Annotated in this window: 11 protein-coding genes; 1 reads left to right on the top strand and 10 read right to left on the bottom strand. The window is 37.6% G+C overall.

Going from position 1 to position 16,452, the window contains the following annotated elements:
* Position 1: 1 nt before the first annotated feature.
* From ACOVO2_RS08900 to ACOVO2_RS08860, 9 genes are all read right to left on the bottom strand, one after another.
* Positions 2-1,399: a M16 family metallopeptidase gene (locus ACOVO2_RS08900; RefSeq protein WP_421769621.1), complete on the bottom strand. Its 1,398-nt coding sequence runs from the start codon at positions 1,397-1,399 to the stop codon at positions 2-4.
* A 141-nt stretch (positions 1,400-1,540) separates the two neighbouring features.
* Entirely contained in the window at positions 1,541-2,857 is a 1,317-nt protein-coding gene (locus ACOVO2_RS08895) for a M16 family metallopeptidase (protein WP_421769620.1), read from the bottom strand.
* 204 nt (positions 2,858-3,061) lie between these two features.
* Entirely contained in the window at positions 3,062-3,661 is a 600-nt protein-coding gene (locus ACOVO2_RS08890) for an AAA family ATPase (protein WP_421769619.1), read from the bottom strand.
* A 213-nt stretch (positions 3,662-3,874) separates the two neighbouring features.
* Complete coding sequence (locus ACOVO2_RS08885) at positions 3,875-7,732, bottom strand: hypothetical protein (protein ID WP_421769618.1); 3,858 nt, start codon at positions 7,730-7,732, stop codon at positions 3,875-3,877.
* Positions 7,733-7,903: 171 nt separating this feature from the next.
* Positions 7,904-9,544, bottom strand: a complete 1,641-nt coding sequence (locus ACOVO2_RS08880; RefSeq protein WP_421769617.1) for an anthrax toxin-like adenylyl cyclase domain-containing protein — start codon at positions 9,542-9,544, stop codon at positions 7,904-7,906.
* 688 nt (positions 9,545-10,232) lie between these two features.
* Entirely contained in the window at positions 10,233-12,032 is a 1,800-nt protein-coding gene (locus ACOVO2_RS08875) for a hypothetical protein (RefSeq protein WP_421769616.1), read from the bottom strand.
* Positions 12,033-12,066: 34 nt separating this feature from the next.
* Positions 12,067-12,513 carry a hypothetical protein gene (locus tag ACOVO2_RS08870; protein ID WP_421769615.1) on the bottom strand — a complete coding sequence of 149 codons (447 nt, stop codon included), beginning with the start codon at positions 12,511-12,513 and terminating at the stop codon, positions 12,067-12,069.
* A gap of 69 nt (positions 12,514-12,582) precedes the next feature.
* Positions 12,583-13,575 (bottom strand): sterol desaturase family protein, encoded by a 993-nt coding sequence (locus ACOVO2_RS08865; protein ID WP_421769614.1) that lies wholly within the window; start codon positions 13,573-13,575, stop codon positions 12,583-12,585.
* A gap of 94 nt (positions 13,576-13,669) precedes the next feature.
* The gene (locus ACOVO2_RS08860) at positions 13,670-14,731 is read right to left on the bottom strand and encodes a hypothetical protein (protein ID WP_421769613.1); all 1,062 of its coding nucleotides are present in this window, start codon (positions 14,729-14,731) and stop codon (positions 13,670-13,672) included.
* A 137-nt stretch (positions 14,732-14,868) separates the two neighbouring features.
* Here ACOVO2_RS08860 and ACOVO2_RS08855 point away from each other — a divergent pair, with 137 nt between their 5' ends.
* Complete coding sequence (locus ACOVO2_RS08855; RefSeq protein WP_421769612.1) at positions 14,869-15,447, top strand: DJ-1/PfpI family protein; 579 nt, start codon at positions 14,869-14,871, stop codon at positions 15,445-15,447.
* A 42-nt stretch (positions 15,448-15,489) separates the two neighbouring features.
* Here the strand turns inward: ACOVO2_RS08855 and ACOVO2_RS08850 are convergent.
* Positions 15,490-16,452 (bottom strand): M13-type metalloendopeptidase (locus tag ACOVO2_RS08850; protein ID WP_421769611.1); only part of this gene is annotated, 963 nt, incomplete at its 5' end.

Below are 16,452 nucleotides of genomic sequence, written 5' to 3'. Positions count from 1 at the left end.
TTCAATCCTTAATCTCGTCTTTAATTTGCACCTCAGTTACTGGGCCGTATTTTTCGGCAATCTTCTTAATCTCGGCCGATTTTCCTACCAATACAAACTGCAATTTATCTTTCGGAAAATAAGTATCAATGATTGATTTTGCTTTCTCAAGTGTAAGTCCATCAACGTTTTTCTCGAAATTATTGATGAAAGACTCATCGAAATTGTACCAAAACATTTGAGTCAATAAACCCGATAATTGTCCTGCGGTTTCGTAGCGTGGCGGAAATTGTCCTTTCACGTAGTTTTTGGCCGAAGCGAGAGCGTTTTCATCAATGCCGTTTTTGTGAAGTTTATCCAGCACTTCCAAGGCTTTATCGATGGCGGCCTCGGTAGTTTTATTTGCCGTGAAAGTTGAAATAGCAAACGTTCCACCAGTTTTTAATGGACTGAAACGGCTATTGGCTCCGTAAGTTAGACCAGTATTTACACGAAGTTCATCGTTGAGCATTGAGGTAAATCTGCCGCCAAAAAGCGTATTTATAACGTCAATTGCTACGTAATCGGGGTTATTTCTACTAATTCCTGCGGCTCCGATATTGAAAGTTGTTTCACGAGCATCATCTTTATTGATAAGCAAAACACGGTTTCCAGTTGGCTTTGCGATTGGCTTCGCTGCTAAGTTTTCTTGTGCTTTTGTACCTTTTTTCCACGAACCCAATAAGGCTGTTAAAGTATTTTTCATTTCTGCACTATTGAAATCACCAACTACTGCAATGGCTGAGGCTTCGGGGAGGTAATTTTCTTTGTAGAAAGTTTTTATATCTTCAACTGTTAGTGGACTAACCGTCGATTTTTTGCCTTGAATGATATTGCCATATACGTGATTTCCGTACATAAATTTATCGAAATAAGCGGGCAAAACCGAACGTGGACTTTCTTTCTGTTGGTCAAGATTTGAGAGTAAACGTTTCTTTTCTTTTTCAAATTCGGCATTATCGAAAGCTGGTTCGAGCAAAATTTCTTTGATGATACCCAGTACTTTTTCTTTGTCTTTGGTTGCAAATTTGGCCGATAAACTTGCCGATTCTTTTGAAGCATAAGTGCTTACATTTGCTCCTATGAAGTCAAGTTCTTCGTCGAGTTGGGCTTTTGTGTAGCTTTTTGTGCCGTGTTTTAGGGCAGTTGCTGTCAAAGAAGCTAATCCTGCTTTTGTGCCGTCATAGATGGCTCCTGCTGGTAAAACTACTGAAACACTAATAACTGGCACTTCTTTTTGTTCCATCAAATAGACGGTCAGGCCATTGGGTAATTTGAATTTTTGATATTTGGGCAACTGATAATTTTGTGCCGAAATTAGGCTGCTACTTAGGCATATCGCCAAAGCTGCATTGAAGAATATTTTGATATATTTAGACATGATTTTAGACAAGAGATTTGAGAATAAGTAGTCCACCGTCAATGGTCGGTAGTCTACAGTAAAGCGTTCATTGTTAGTTTTTTACGCAAAAAAAATAAAATATTTCGGTTATTGCCTGTGTCCTCACAGGCAATAACTACCTTATTCTTCGGTGTTTGCTTTCAGAATACCTACTGTGCGAGTGGTTTTCTTGAAATATTTTTTAGCTACATTTTTGATGTCATCAACCGTTACTTTATTGAAAGCGGCTGGTGCATCAAACATTTTTTTGTAGTCGCCAAAGAAAACTTCATAGGTGCCGATATTATTTGATTTTCCATTAATGGTCTCGATTTGACCATAGAATTCCATCAATTTCTGATTCTTGATTTTCTGCAATTCTTTTTCAGTAATACCTTCGGTTTTAATCTTCTCTATTTCTTCATAAATCGCCTTTTCTAAATCATTCTCGTTGACTTTATCGGCCGCAACAGCATAAAAATTAAAGAGAGTTGGGTCGAAACTTTCGCCATAGTTGGTGAAAACTTGCGTAGCAATCTGCTTTTTATCAACCAAAGAGCTATATAGACGAGAAGATTTTCCGCTACTTAGAATATCGCTCAAAATGGTTAGTGCATAATAATCTTCGTTTTTTGATTCTGGCACTTTGTAGGCAATCATCAAGGCTGGCGTAGAAACATCTTTTTGCACCCAAACACGGCGTTCGCCAGTTTGCGGAGGCTCAACAATCATTACTTTTGGCGGCTCGGGCTGGGCAGGAATCGGCTCGATGTATTTTTCGGCTAAGCGTTTTATTTCATCAAATTTTACATTTCCTGAAATGACAGTTACGCAGTTGTTTGGAGCATAATAAGTTTTGAAATAACGCTCCAAATCCGACTGTTTCCAGTTTTTCATGTCATCTTCATAACCAATTACTGGCCAATGATAGGGATGTTCGTGAAAAGCCGTGCCTTGAACGGTTTGCGAAAGCAATTCCCACTTGGAGTTTTCGAGGCCTGTGCTACGCTCGCTCAAAACTACACCTCTTTCACTCTCAACCATTTTCGGGTCGATACTTAGTGTTGCGATGCGGTCGCCCTCCAAGTCGAAAATCACTTCGGTGGCTGATGATGGAAACCAGTTGGTGTAAACCGTTACGTTTTCGGTGGTATAAGCGTTGTTTGCTCCACCATTGAACTCCATGGTGCGGTCAAACATTTTTGGGCCGTACTTTTTCGCCCCATTGAACATCATGTGTTCAAAAAAGTGCGAAAGACCAGTAATGCCTTGGTATTCGTTGCGGCTACCTACTCGGTAGAACAAATACATATTGGCGTTAGGAATGGAACTGTCTTCAATCACCAAAAACTTCATGCCGTTTTTGAGTGTGAATGTTTTTACGTCTTCTGCTTTCATTTGTGCATTGGCCGAGAGTAGCCCCACACAAAAAAGTGCAGACATCAGAAGCTTTTTCATTGGAATAAATTTAAAAATAGTTTGCTGTTTATTGATAATAACCCAAAGTTAGTGTTTGAATCTCAAATAATTGGTAGTTTTTAGACCTAAAGTAAATGTATTTTAGTACCTAAGCAAATAGGTAGAATGATGCTTGCAAGTTTACATGGCCGTAAAGTGCGATTAGAATTAATTGTGTGGAATAAGAATTGCTAAATTGAAAAATTATATTTCGTTAATTATTTCAAGGGTCAAGCTATAAATTTCTTGTTGTGCTTTGGGGTCGGTTGTTCCAAAAATTCCATTTGTGATAGCCGAACGGATGTAGCTGACGCGTTCGCTGATTCGGGTTTTTAATACAACGGCATTGTAGCCCTCAAGAATATCCATACTTTCTTTAAGCATATTTGTATTGGTTCGTAATCGATTGATAACGACGCCGTATTTCAATAGAGGCTTTTTTTTCTGAACTTCTCGCAGGGTGCTCAAAGTAGCTTTCATGGCAAGTACATCATAGATTCCGATGGTTGTAGGCACAAGCACGTAGTCGCTGATACTAAATAAATCAGCCAATGAGTCTGTTAGATAAGGGGGCGTATCAATCAATAGAAAATCATAGGGTAACGATGCAAAGTTAGGGAGTTCTTGTGGTGGAAGAATGTCGATTCCCTCAAAAGTGTGGCTGGTTTCGGTTAGGCTACCCTGAACGTCGGTATCAAGGAGGGCTACTCTCAATCCGCCATTTTGTAGGCAGGAAGCAATGTTGAGCGATAATGTGGTTTTGCCTACACCACCTTTTTGTTGGGCTACTGTGATGATTTTCATTGATACGGTGTTTTGATGACGACTGGTATTTTAACCAGTTTTTTAGCGATTTTGGTATTATTTATAGATAAATTCTGACAAAATTACGTTTTTCTTGTCTTATTTGTACAAAAAACAGCTATTTTACTTCTTATGCATATGTGTGTAGTTTCAAACAATAAATGCACCAAAAAAACGCCCCAAATTTTTATTTGATTTGAGGCGTTGGGTTGTTTATCTTTTTACACTAATTAAACAAGGGCTTACCAAGCTAGCTGAGACTTGACAGAAACTTACACCAATAGCTTTGTGGTCGGGTGGTATAATTACCCAAGCATTAGAGATAGAATGAAGTATATCTTCTTTATCGTACCCATAAGGATTTACAAATATACTACCCCCAGGAAAACCTCTTTTTTCCGTTGAGAAGGTAAAAGTACCTTTTCTGTTGTTATAATCATGAGATACATTTAGGTTTAGGCTTTGGTCTTCATCATGAAAGTAAGCGGCTCCTGACAAATCAGGAAGAGTGAGGCCGTAATAAAATGCTTTAGGGTCTTCGCGTTGACTCGATTGATAGATTTTACCATAGCTGTCCATAAATTGAAGTCTTAGGGTATAATATCTCTGGTCATCCCAATACTCATCCGATTTACCACCTGCAAAACGCACTGCCCTTATATCATAACCTTTAATGTCTATACCCTTGAAGAAATACGAAAGTTCATTTCGGTAGATTATTTCTGTAAATTCAAGGTCTCTCTGACTACTATATGATACCAAAGGCATATTTGCTTCTTGTTTCGCATTTACATCATAAGTCAATACCCATTGTTCATTAGGCCCTAAACCTTTCGTTACTATATTTTTGGTAGTCTTACTTGAGAGGTTCCCTTTTCTATTAGGTGCAAGCCCTTCCCATTGTTGAGCGTTGGCATTGGCAGCACTTAATACATCTAATACTACAGAAGAAGTTTTGCTCCCCCCACTCTGAGTTGGCTGTTGTGTAGCACTAAATGGAAATACTGGATTAGAAACAGGTTGTTCAATGATTTCTGTTAGTGCATATTTATTGATTCCATTAGTGTATTTGCTTACGATATTATTCTTGCGATTGATGTACCAGAGTTGATGCTCACCACCAAAGTATGGCATAGAAGTGATTTGTTTATAATTTCCGTTCTGAGATGGCATAATAGATAATACTGACCTACTGCTCTCTGCCTGAATGTAGGCATAAACGATTGAACCTGATTCATAAACGATACTTGATTCTATGTTTATTCCTTCAAGGTTTCCACTATCTGTTAGGCGTATATCTACAATATCGGTAGCAATTTCTTCGAGAATAGTATCTGTTTCATCAAGAATGGCAAGTGTGCCGTTAATAATCCCAAATTTGGCTGCTGCTGGGTTGGCTATCGAACGGCTCCAAATTTCCTTTTGTTGTGCTCCTTTTCCCCATAGAATAGCAATCTTACCGGATGTGAAATTCAATTGAGCAACCCCATTTATTGATTTTAACATTCCGTTGAGCGGTAGATAATAGTTGTTATCGAGTATATCGCTGACTCCACCTTCTGACAACATTAATGCAGATTTCTTTTCAGTAACATTTTTCCTTCTCGATGGCGACTGTGTACTGATTGCTTTTTCTGAAACAAATAACCACGTGTTACTCTTTGCCTCATCTTTATTTTTTACAATCGCTATTTGACTTCCATTGAAGGTTACATAACTCTCATCACTAATGTTATACATCATACCTCCGCGAACATCCCATAGCTGATGGTCGAAGGAATCTTCTTGCGTAATGACGAGTTTTGGTGGTTTTGATGTGGAATCAATACTTAGTACATAGTTAGTATCAGAGTCGGGATGATTTTTGAGGTGAATCTTGCCTGAATTAGCAATATACCATTCTTGAACGTCGCCAACGTCAGCACCATCATACTGAGACATAATAACTTCTTTATTGTTATCTAATTCGTCGTCGACTCTTACAGATAGCACTTGTTTATGGCCTGAACTGTTTTTAATAACAGAGAATTTTGGTTGGGCTTTGCTGCCAAAACGCTCAAAATAGCCTCTATGAAATAGAAAGTGTGCACCTATGCTTAATATATCTTGGATTTTGTATTCTGCAACTACTCGGTCAAATACATCCGTAATACGTTCTTGTAAGTCATAAGGAAGTAGGTCAATTACGGGTACGAGGTCATCATACCGAATTAAGCCCCAACGCATGGCATCGGCAGTAGATTCAACCCATTTACCCATGTCGGAGATAACAGCTCCTTCCCCTCCGATGGCTCTGTATTCGACACTTTCTCTCTCTGATTTGCTTTGTTCACGGTCTTTTGAGGTATTTTCTATCCTCGTTTTAGCTTCAATACCCCCTTCAAAAACTGCCGTAGAGACACTGGCTTGAAAATGTGCTTCGTGCTTGCTTGCTACCTCATTGATAATATCTGTAGCCTTTAGTTCGTGGGTTTTAGAGTGGTAAATCTTTGCCCCAATAAACATACTTGTGGGTACGAATTGCCCGAAACTCAACAGAATAGTATTGATGCGTTTGAAGCAGGCAAAGGTGTCTTGCTCTTTTTCTAAAGCCCTTTCTAAATATTCAATCAAGTCATCGGCTGCACAAGGTTGTAGGGTATCAAACGATAACTCAATCTTGGGTAAGTAGAAGCTGGCAATCATACTAATTTTTTTAATTTTAGTATTGACTTCATTGAATGACTCTTTGTTGTAGGCATAACCAGCCTTGACAGCCGCAGATACAAAACCCTTACTGTAGCTGGCTGATAGCCCAAAACCTAAATTTACTATGCCGGCTTCTTGGCTTTTCCGTTGGTATTCATCAAGGGCTATCGAGGATTCAAAAAAACCAGAATAACGAGGCTTTTTAGAAAAAACTTTTACGGGTTTACTTCGGTTTTGTTGGGTAACTGGCTTTTCAGTATTATTATCTATCGGGCGATTCACGAATTTAACAGCATTTCGATAACCCTGCTCGATGGCGTTCTCTCTGTTGTAATCAACAACTATACCTTTAAATAAGCCCACACGTTCGAAAAGCAAGTCTTGCTCGGCGATTCCCATGCCGTAGAAGTCTTTGGTTGGGTCTAATTGATAAGAGCTGGCAAAATTTGGGATTCGGTAAGCATCTAATTCAGAAGAGAAATTTACAGGATCCATTTTAAGTCCTGAACCCACTTTCATGAGAGCTTTCAATTCTGTGTTTACCTCATCGAACAATTTGGGAATATTACCACCAGTTGCTTCAAATAGATTTTTAATGGCTGCTCTTTTTGCCTGTTTTTGAGCTTCAATTGAATTTACGCGTTTGGTTTCCGCATCAATAAGCTCAGTTTCATTAGAGAGTTCTTTCTTTTTTTCGTCGTGGGTTTTTATGTGCACTTCTCTGTCTTGGCTTTCTCCTTTTGCACCACCACCAATGATAATATCCCTATTGGTATCATTAGTCTGAATTGGTTGTTTTTCATGCACAATTACGGCTTTTGTTTCGCCACTGTTCGTTTGAATTGGAGTTTTTTCATTGGTTGATACCATCTTTGTTTCATTAGTAGTAACTTGAACAGGCTGATTCACTCTGACAGTTATTATATCATATTCGTCATCATCATCTAAGATTAGGGGCTTTACTTTACTTTCTTGAATAGGCTGATTCGCTTTAACGGTTATTACATCATATTCGTCATCATCATCTAAGATTAGGGGTTTTACTTCGCTGCTTCCTGTATTTGCTTGAAGATTCTCTTTTGTATCCGTATTTTTATTTAAATCTTTCATAGTTATATCTTCTATTTTAGGTTCTTTTGCTACTTCCAAAACTTCATTTTTATCAAAAGATATTGATGTTTGAGGATTGGTTGTAGAGGTTTCATCATCGTTCCTTGTATTATCAGGAACGATTTTGAATTTTTCAACTTGTTTTTTTAGGTCTTCAAATTGAACCTTAATACCTTGTTTTTTCAAGGGGCTTTCCTCCTCTACCTTCTTTGCTTTTGCAGAGGTTTTAGCGTTGGTTTTTTTATTTGAAGAATTCTTTTGGGTTTGCATCATTTTTTCTTGTCTTGAAAATTGATTTGTTACAAGAATTATTCAACCGATTAAGGTATGTAGTGACCTAACAATCATTTTATTTACTTTTTGACAGAAGTACCGTGTTTAACTGAAAACTCGGTGTCTTCTATTATAATTTTGGGTACTACATATTTCTTGAAAGCACATAAATCATTTATTAAATTTATTAGGCTTTTCTAAACTTTTATTGTCTTTAACATAGGCTTGGACAGTCTCAGTTAAATGACCTTTCCAACCTTTATTGACAAAACATTTGTAACCTTTATGATGAAAATATACGATGGCATTCGATAAATCATTAACAGCGTTTTTTGCTGTTATTTCAAATACTTCTCCATCTGGACCAAAACCTACTGCCGAATCAACGGATTTTACAAAGGGTCTGCCTGCTTCGTCGCTATGATACACTCTATTTGCTTCTAACTTGGAACTTTTCCCAATATAATCTTTAAGAGGTTTATTAGTCACTTCAATCTTAAACTCTTTTTTAGGGTCGTTAGAATTGGGGTCATCTATTACTTTTATTTCTTCAAATGGTAAAGTTGAATTAATCAGTTGCCCAATTAAATAGACGCGGTCGGTTATATTTCCTACAACTTTTCCAATATCATCTTCTCCCTCTTTTTTGATTAGTTCTTTATCGTCTAAATTTTGCATCATTCCAGCAACCCTTACATCAAGGTTTTCATCATATTCATATTCGAATATGACTTTTCCATTCTCATCCAATACGACGTTTCCATTTTTATCTTTCTTTTCTATACTTATTGTATATGGCCATACAGCAAACAAATCATAATCGCCAGTTAGAGCATTTAAATGGGCATTTTCATCCAGCTTATATGGTTTATGAGCATTTGTCATAGCCCGAAGACGTTTGAAATTTTTAAATCTTCCTTTAGCAAATGTTCGAAAATCATATACATCTTTAAAATAATTTCGAATACTAAGTGTGCCCCAAAACTTAGCATTGTTGTTTTTCAATTTATCTAATGCCTTTTCTCTATCATCTTGAAGTTTAGCTCTTTTTTTTATTTTTTCAGACTCCAATTCATTAGATTCTTCAATTTTCTTTGTTTTCTCGTCAAAGTCATCCTTAATAAAATCTAATATTTTTTTTTCAAAGCTTTCGCACAAATCTTTATAAATATCATTAGTTGAGTTTTCACTTATCCCATATAGTTTCTTCACATCATAGTATAAATCATAATATTTGGGATTATCACTGTTGTCCGACTTTTTTATTAGGATTTCGTAGTCTTGAAACTTATAAAGCCATCCTACTGATTTTCCATCTTCATCAAACACCTCCTCATAGCTTGACGAAGTTCCATTTTTTAATTTATCCTTATTTGCCAAAATCCAATTTACTCTTTCAGCGTAGATTCGTATCTGAATAGTATCTGAAGATTTACCCTCTTTGTAATCATATTTGATTTTTTCATCATAGTATTCAGCTTCTACCTCCGTCTTAACATTTTCATATACTTCTGTTAGAGAATGAGTAGCATAAGCCATATTGTCTAATGCCCCCTTAATCATACTTTTATTTAGCATGGGGTCTAAGCAAACAAAGCCTGCCATTGGCCCCCAACTACATGACTTTGATTTTACCCAAAAACTTTTGGCATCATAGCCTTGTTCAAGTAACATCCCGCAGGCTAGGCCGGGTGTGCGTGTCATGATTACGGCTCTTTGCTCTTTAGCAACCTTTTGAAAAACTTGGGCATCATGCAATGGAATACCATGCTTTTCGTACAACTCTTCAATTTTGATTTCTTTTAGGTTCATACAACAGATAAAATTTAAATAATTATGGGTGAAAAATTTATTAATAAGAACTTGCAGTTTTGATTTTGGGTGGAGTTGGCAAATGAAAATGACTGAGAATATAGCAACGGATGTACTCAGTTTAACCAATATTGGAAGTGAACTTTGCCGAAAAAAACACAAAGGGATTTCTCCTTCAATAGCAATATTGAATGAATTATAGGGCTTCCTTTTGGGGAGATGAATTTAGCTTGAAATTTTTGCGAGGCTCAAACCTCGTTTTAAGACAGGCTTATGAATACTATTATAAGCTTATTTTAAGAGGCATTTTCAAACTGGTATTTGGAGGTGTTTGTTTGTATTAGATGATATACAGAGATATGTACAGAAGGTATGAAAATACCTCTTACGTTGGGGTAATAACAGCGAGTCATAAGGTTCACAGAAAATAACAGGGTTTAACAAACGGTTGAGCGTGTAGATAACAAATGAAAGTTATATAATTAGCCTACAAAAGCTTAAGGTTTCATAAAAGACTAATCTTTTGTTATCTATTGCGAATAAATATAAATGCAATAATATTTCCAAGAAATTATACCGAAAAATAATAAAAAAGTAATACTAAGAGTTTTATGACTTCGGGTTTGCTAAAAGCGAAGGTTTGTTTTGTTGAAACTAAAAAAATTTAGGTAATACCACTGGTGAAACTTTAGTTGCTCCCACCAGTCTGTACACTACCAAAACTGAAAGTTGGTAAAGGGATTTTTACGCTGAAAAACCAATATCTTTTATCGTTCGGAACGTTGTAGCCGATGCCGCCTTGTAGCCAATCTTTAAAGAGCGAAACCGTAAGTCCAACGCCCAATTCGGGCACATCATCTTTATTAAAATCCATCGATGCGAAGTTTAGTCCCCAGCCAAGATCAAAGTATTTATTATAACTGACTGATTTTCGGCGAAGTTTTTTGTCGAAGAGGCCAGTCATGATAAAACTATAAGAAGCGGCTGGTTGAAAAACGGTTTTGATAGGCAAAGTCTGTGATTGTGGGTCGGCGAAAATCACACCTACGGTTGTATGTACACTCGGAAGTACTTTAAACAAATAAATGCGGTCGGTTTCGAGCGTTTGAGTTGGGTTTTGCCCCGTACTCGTACCAATTTTAATAATCACAAAATCTCCTTCTTGGCGAAAACCAGTGTCTTTCAGCGAAAATTCGGTTTCTTGTGGCAGTGCATTAAAGGCCAGTTTTGTATTTAAATCTGAAAATTGTAGCGTACTTTCATCAAAACTACTTCCTTTAAAAAAGCCAATCAATTCGTTTTTGGCTGCGTTGAGGTTGTCTAAATCGCTATTGATGCCCGTCACAACGCCGTTGAGTTGTGTTTGTAGGGCAGTTAAATCGGTTTTTATTTCGCCTACGGCTTGATTGGTAAGTTTCTGAACTAAAGGGATGTACTTGTTTTTGAGGGTATCAACAATCAATCGGTTGGTGGTATTATAAAGATTGCTCAAATCGCTTTGGGTTTGTAGTAAAAATTGCTGTGAACTCATGCCTTGAGCCGAAGTTGGATTCTTGTATTTTTCGCCCAAAGCTTTCAAGCTATTAGCGTAGTTTTGTAAATCTATAAAAACTGGACGAACCTGTGCGATAACTTCGGGGGCTTGAGTTTTGTATTTATCGACCAGATTTTTAGCAAAATCTCGCAAACTCGCCAAAGATTTGAAAGTAGCTGTATTCTGAAAAACATCCGTCACGAGCTGCATCACTTCCTGATTTGTGATTTTTCCACTTTGATTCGTATCGTTGATTAAATCTGAGAACGTTTTGAGTTGTTGCTGTTGGGCGTCGCTCAACTGAAAATTAAATCTTTCTACCTCATATCTATCGCCTTTTTGGAGTGAATCAAAACCTGCCAAATGAATGGGCGTTTGTCCTTGTTTGGTTACTATCCAAGCTCCGAGTTGCACCAAAATCTTTTGATTACTGATGGAGTCTTTGATGATTTTTCTTAAATCTTCAGATAAACTTTGGGCCGCATCAAACAAAGCTCCGTATTGCCCACTTTTTGTGGCGAGTTCATTGAGTGGAAGATTATTAAGTTTATCATCGAAATCGTCGGCAATTTCGGGAGCGGTATCTAAAATGGCGTTAGGGGCTTCGGCTGCATCGGCAATTGATTTGGCATAAACGGCAAACGAACCCGTATTATTCGTTAGGTTTTTGAAGTTTTTGTTCGATTCCTTGATTTTATCCAAGGATTCTTTGCGTTTGCTGAGAGCAATGCTGAGTTTATTGACTTTATCCCAAAAACTCTTCGGAAGTTGCGTTTTTGAACGCATACGACGAGCCAATGAATCAGAATTGATTTTTATCTGAATATCGCTGTTGATGTCAACAACTCTTTTTTCGGTTGCTGAGCCGCCATCGTCGTCTTTTTCTGTCCAATTTAAAATTTGGGCATTGGCAACGGACGAAATTAAAAATAAGAAGAGGAAAAGTTTTTTCATGGCTATCGAGATGTTATTCGGAGTTTTTGAAGAATTAATTTAAACCAGCCGAAAGCGGCGACATACGGTCGGGGCGAACGGTGCGGTCAGCTTCTGCCCGAATAAACCCGATAGCTATTTTGGCTTTGTTGAGTTCGTCTTCGGCCGTGATGCCATCGCAGATAACCCCACTCAGGGAAATGAAAACAGCTTTGAAAGTTGCTCCCTCATCGAATTTATTGATTACCAATGGTTTGGCAGGAAACGTTTTCAGCAAATCAATGATTGGCTCGTAGGGCGGTGTATCAGCCCATAAGACTCGACGGTGATTTTCGGCAATATTTCCGCCCGCAATCACATCGGCTATGCCTGCCATTGTTTCAGAATCTGGGTCGTTTCCTGCCATCACCATCATGACAAATGGCTGCGTAGCAATGAAGTTTTTGAGGGCATCGGCTCCCGCTTGCCCTGCTGGAAGTCGAGTAGTTTTGAATAAGTCCATGACGATAGAATTTTGCCTCAATTAAGGCAAAATTCTTGTATTTTCTTAGCGTAAAAACACCTGATTTTATCAAGTGGTCTTGTGGCTTGCTAAATATTCGTTTCTGACAACGGTAGCGGTTTTGTGGTCGCCCGAATGATGCCAACCTGGAGGCATAAAAATATATAGAATTTTATCTTTGAGGGTAGGAGCCGCCCAAACATCTTTGAAAAGTGCGATGAACTCACCGAAATAGACATCCCAAAGATTGCCAGAATCCATCGGTCGAGTAATGCCGTATTCGAGTTTTATTTCATCTTTTTCGAGTTGATACGTACCGAAAACTTTATCCCAAATATTTAATAGATTACAAAAATTGGTATCCATATAAAGCGGGTTGCGAGCGTGATGCACTCGGTGGTGCGATGGCGTAAGAATGATATGATTCAAGAAACCCATTTTGCCGCTTTTCATAAGATTTTCACCTACGTGAATAAACATTCCGTAAGTACCATCAATAAACATAATGAAAAACAACAATGCAGGATGAATGCCCAAAATGATACAAATCGACCCACGGATAACATCAGCATAGGGGCCTTCGAGAAAAAAATGAGCGTGCGAAACCGACAGATTCATGTTTTCGGGCGTGTGATGGGTGGAATGCAAACACCAAAACAAACGAACTTTATGGCCCAAGAAATGATAGACAAAATGCGAAAACTCCCAAACAATATAGCCATAAATGAGCCAATACCAAGTAAAAGTGGTTTGGAAAGGGGCATAAGGTTGGAGCGTAGCAATCAGAAATGAAATAGCTCCGATTGAAATAAATCGACCAATAAAACGATTGAGGATATAAATCAGGAAAGTCATTTTATAGACTTTGGTGTGTGGATTTTTCTGAACGATACCGCTGATAAGTTCAAGAACGAGCAGTAGCGGTAAAATTGGACTAATGCCAGTAAGGATACCATCGAAAGTAAGAAATTTACTAAAATCGCCCGATTTAAGAATCTCTAAAGTACCACGAAGCCCCAAGAAACTGATTATTTCTTGGTACAAAAACTCAAGAATTTCCATCTGTTTATTTGTAATATTTTGTTAAGGTTGAATAGAAATTCAATTTCTAAAATATTTCGATAAAACAGATGGGTTTTGACTGATTTTTTAAAAACTATTTCTTTTCTGCTGCTTCTGTTTCCAGTTTGGCTTTCATCATTTCACGAGCTCTCTCAAAATTCTTTTTATTGAGGGCGTTGTGCTGTTCTTTGGTGATTTTCAATCCTTTTCTCGATGCAAACTTAACAACCGAAGAGCGAGTTCGTTTGAGATTTTGGGCAATTTCTGAAAATGAAATCTTTCCATAATTTTTGAGAATGTATTTCTCTTCACTGGCTGTAAACTCACTTCTATTCCAACGATTTCTGATAGCCTCTGTTTCTTCGGGAGTTTTTAAAAAGCCATGTTTTTCGCAAAGATATTTTACTTGAGTCCAGCTTAGATTACCCAAAATATTACTCATTTCTCGGGCGGTCATTGTGCGATAGTTGGCTTCTAAGAAGTTTATTGTTTCTTGAGGAATTGCTTCACTTAGTGGTTTTCTGAGAGGTTTAATGTTGAGCCTGTGGAAGGCAATTCTGATAACATCGCTGCTACAATTGAGCTTTTGGGCAAACTCTTTTACTGTGTATTTTTTATAATTTTCCTTGATAAACTTTTGTCGCTCTATTAAGTGCGACGGTGTAGGCAAGGTTGGTTTAATAGATTTTATGTTCAAACATTTAAGATGATACCTAACCGAAGTGATAGAGGTATTCAACATTTTGGACATTTCAATGGCAGTGTGTTGCTTATAATTTTTTAAAATGAAATCAATCTTTCTGGCTGCAATAGCACTTTTCTTTCTCTCTTTAGTTTTTGCAGCCGACACCGTTACATCGGATTTTGCAGGGGCATCAACAATAACCGGAAGCTCTTTTATTGGTTCTACTTCTACCAACTGAGGTTGCTCTTTAGGTACTTGTATATCGAGCGTAGAAACCAATTTCTCTTTTTTTATAAACTTTTCAATCACTTCGAGCGGTTTTCCGATTCTAAAAGCCAATTGTTGCTTGGTAAGAGTATTGATATTATTACGGATAGAATTTTTATCGGACGCACTTAATTCGTTTGGCTTGGCAGACTTAAATCTTTTGCCTGCCACACTCATTCTACCTATTGGGGCAATCTTTTTCATTTGTTAAACATTGTTCTTAATTTCAAATATAGCATTATTTGACTGGATTTGGTAGAAAATTTGTATATTTCTGTAATTCATGGGGTCTTACATAGAATGTATTTATATTTGTTTTTTATTCAACCTTATATTACACAATGAAAGAAAAAATTTTGATTATCACTGGCGATGCTGGTGAAGGCTACGAATGTTTATACGGAAAACACCGCTTTGAAGAAGCTGGTTACGAGGCAGTTATTGCTGCACCGAGTGTAAAAAGACTTAATTTGGTTATCCATGATTTTGAACCAGGTTGGGATACCTACATCGAAAAACCGGGCTATATCGTAGAGGCGAATATTGCTTTTGCTGATGTAAAAGTGGAAGATTATATTGCAGTTTTGATTTTGGGAGGAAGAGCCCCCGAATTTCTGCGACACAACGAAAAAGTAATCGAAATTGTAAGAGAATTTGATAAAACTGATAAGTTTGTTTTCTCGATTTGTCATGGAATTCAGATTCTCACAGCCGCAGGTTTGGTTAAAAATAAAACTATTACGTGCTATGAAAATGTAAGATTTGAAGTAGAAGCCTGTGGCGGAAATTTTGTAGGAAAAGACGAAGCTGTAAGAGATGGAAAATATGTTTCTGGCCAAACATGGCAATCACACCCCGATTTTTATCGAATGGTTTTTGAATGCTTGAATGAGAAATATATACAAAAATGCCTCTGCTAACTGTTTGGCAGAGGCATTTTTCTTTACACAACAACGAAACTCTTACCAAACCGTAATGCGTTCGCTTTCGGGTTTGTACATTTTATCACCAGGTTTTACATCAAATGCTTTGTAGAATGGCGTAAAGTTCATCAATGGACCATTCACACGCCACATAGCTGGTGAGTGTGGGTTAGTGTTTACATACGTACGCATGTAAGCATCTTTGGTCTTTACACGCCAGATGCGAGCAATTGAAATGAAAAAGCGTTGTTCGGGCGTGAAACCATCAATTTTTTCTCCTTTTTTGGCTTGTTCGGTTAGTTTGAAAGCATCGTAAGCAATGGCAATTCCTGCAATATCGGCTGTGTTTTCTCCAACGGTTAATGCTCCTTTAACGTGCATCGAATCAAGTACCGTAAATTTGTTGTACTGCTCAATCACGAGTTGAGTTTTAGCCTTGAATTTCTTGAAATCATCGGCTTTCCACCAGTTTTTTACGTTACCTTGTTTATCATACAAAGCTCCTTGGTCATCAAACGAGTGCGTAATTTCATGGCCAATTACCATTCCGATTCCACCATAATTGAGGGCATCATCGGCATTCATATCGAAATACGGTGGCTGTAAAATTCCCGCAGGAAAGACAATCTCATTCAGTGGTGGATTGTTGTAAGCCGTAACCGTTGGTGGAGTTGTTCCCCATTCGGTGCGGTCAACTGGCTGACCTATTTTTGAAATTCCATAGACAAAATCATTTTTACTCGTAGCCAGTCGATTCTCAAAGTAAGTTCCACGATTGATAACAACTTGTGAATAATCTCTCCATTTGTCAGGATAACCAATTTTTTCGGTGAATGCGTAGAGTTTTTCTTTGGCTTTCGTTTTAGTCGAATCGCTCATCCAATCGAGGTTAGTGATTCTATTTTCAAAAGCTGTTTTCAAATTTTTCACCAATTCTTTCATGCGTCGTTTGGCTTCTTCGGGGAAGTATTTTTTTACATAAAGTTGAGCAAGCCCATGCCC

The organism is Emticicia sp., from assembly GCF_049241225.1.
Taxonomy (GTDB): domain Bacteria; phylum Bacteroidota; class Bacteroidia; order Cytophagales; family Spirosomataceae; genus Emticicia.
The sequence above is the reverse complement of the archived record's forward strand: the minus strand, read 5'-3'. Positions and strand labels throughout refer to the sequence as shown.

Excerpts from the sequence above, each read along its gene's own strand:
- ACOVO2_RS08890 (WP_421769619.1), bottom strand. The coding sequence starts at position 3,661 with ATGAAAATCATCACAGTAGCCCAACAAAAAGGTGGTGTAGGCAAAACC.
- ACOVO2_RS08895 (WP_421769620.1), bottom strand. The coding sequence starts at position 2,857 with ATGAAAAAGCTTCTGATGTCTGCACTTTTTTGTGTGGGGCTACTCTCG.
- ACOVO2_RS08870 (WP_421769615.1), bottom strand. The coding sequence starts at position 12,513 with ATGGACTTATTCAAAACTACTCGACTTCCAGCAGGGCAAGCGGGAGCC.
- ACOVO2_RS08875 (WP_421769616.1), bottom strand. The coding sequence starts at position 12,032 with ATGAAAAAACTTTTCCTCTTCTTATTTTTAATTTCGTCCGTTGCCAAT.
- ACOVO2_RS08855 (WP_421769612.1), top strand. The coding sequence starts at position 14,869 with ATGAAAGAAAAAATTTTGATTATCACTGGCGATGCTGGTGAAGGCTAC.
- ACOVO2_RS08900 (WP_421769621.1), bottom strand. The coding sequence starts at position 1,399 with ATGTCTAAATATATCAAAATATTCTTCAATGCAGCTTTGGCGATATGC.
- ACOVO2_RS08885 (WP_421769618.1), bottom strand. The coding sequence starts at position 7,732 with ATGATGCAAACCCAAAAGAATTCTTCAAATAAAAAAACCAACGCTAAA.
- ACOVO2_RS08860 (WP_421769613.1), bottom strand. The coding sequence starts at position 14,731 with ATGAAAAAGATTGCCCCAATAGGTAGAATGAGTGTGGCAGGCAAAAGA.
- ACOVO2_RS08865 (WP_421769614.1), bottom strand. The coding sequence starts at position 13,575 with ATGGAAATTCTTGAGTTTTTGTACCAAGAAATAATCAGTTTCTTGGGG.
- ACOVO2_RS08880 (WP_421769617.1), bottom strand. The coding sequence starts at position 9,544 with ATGAACCTAAAAGAAATCAAAATTGAAGAGTTGTACGAAAAGCATGGT.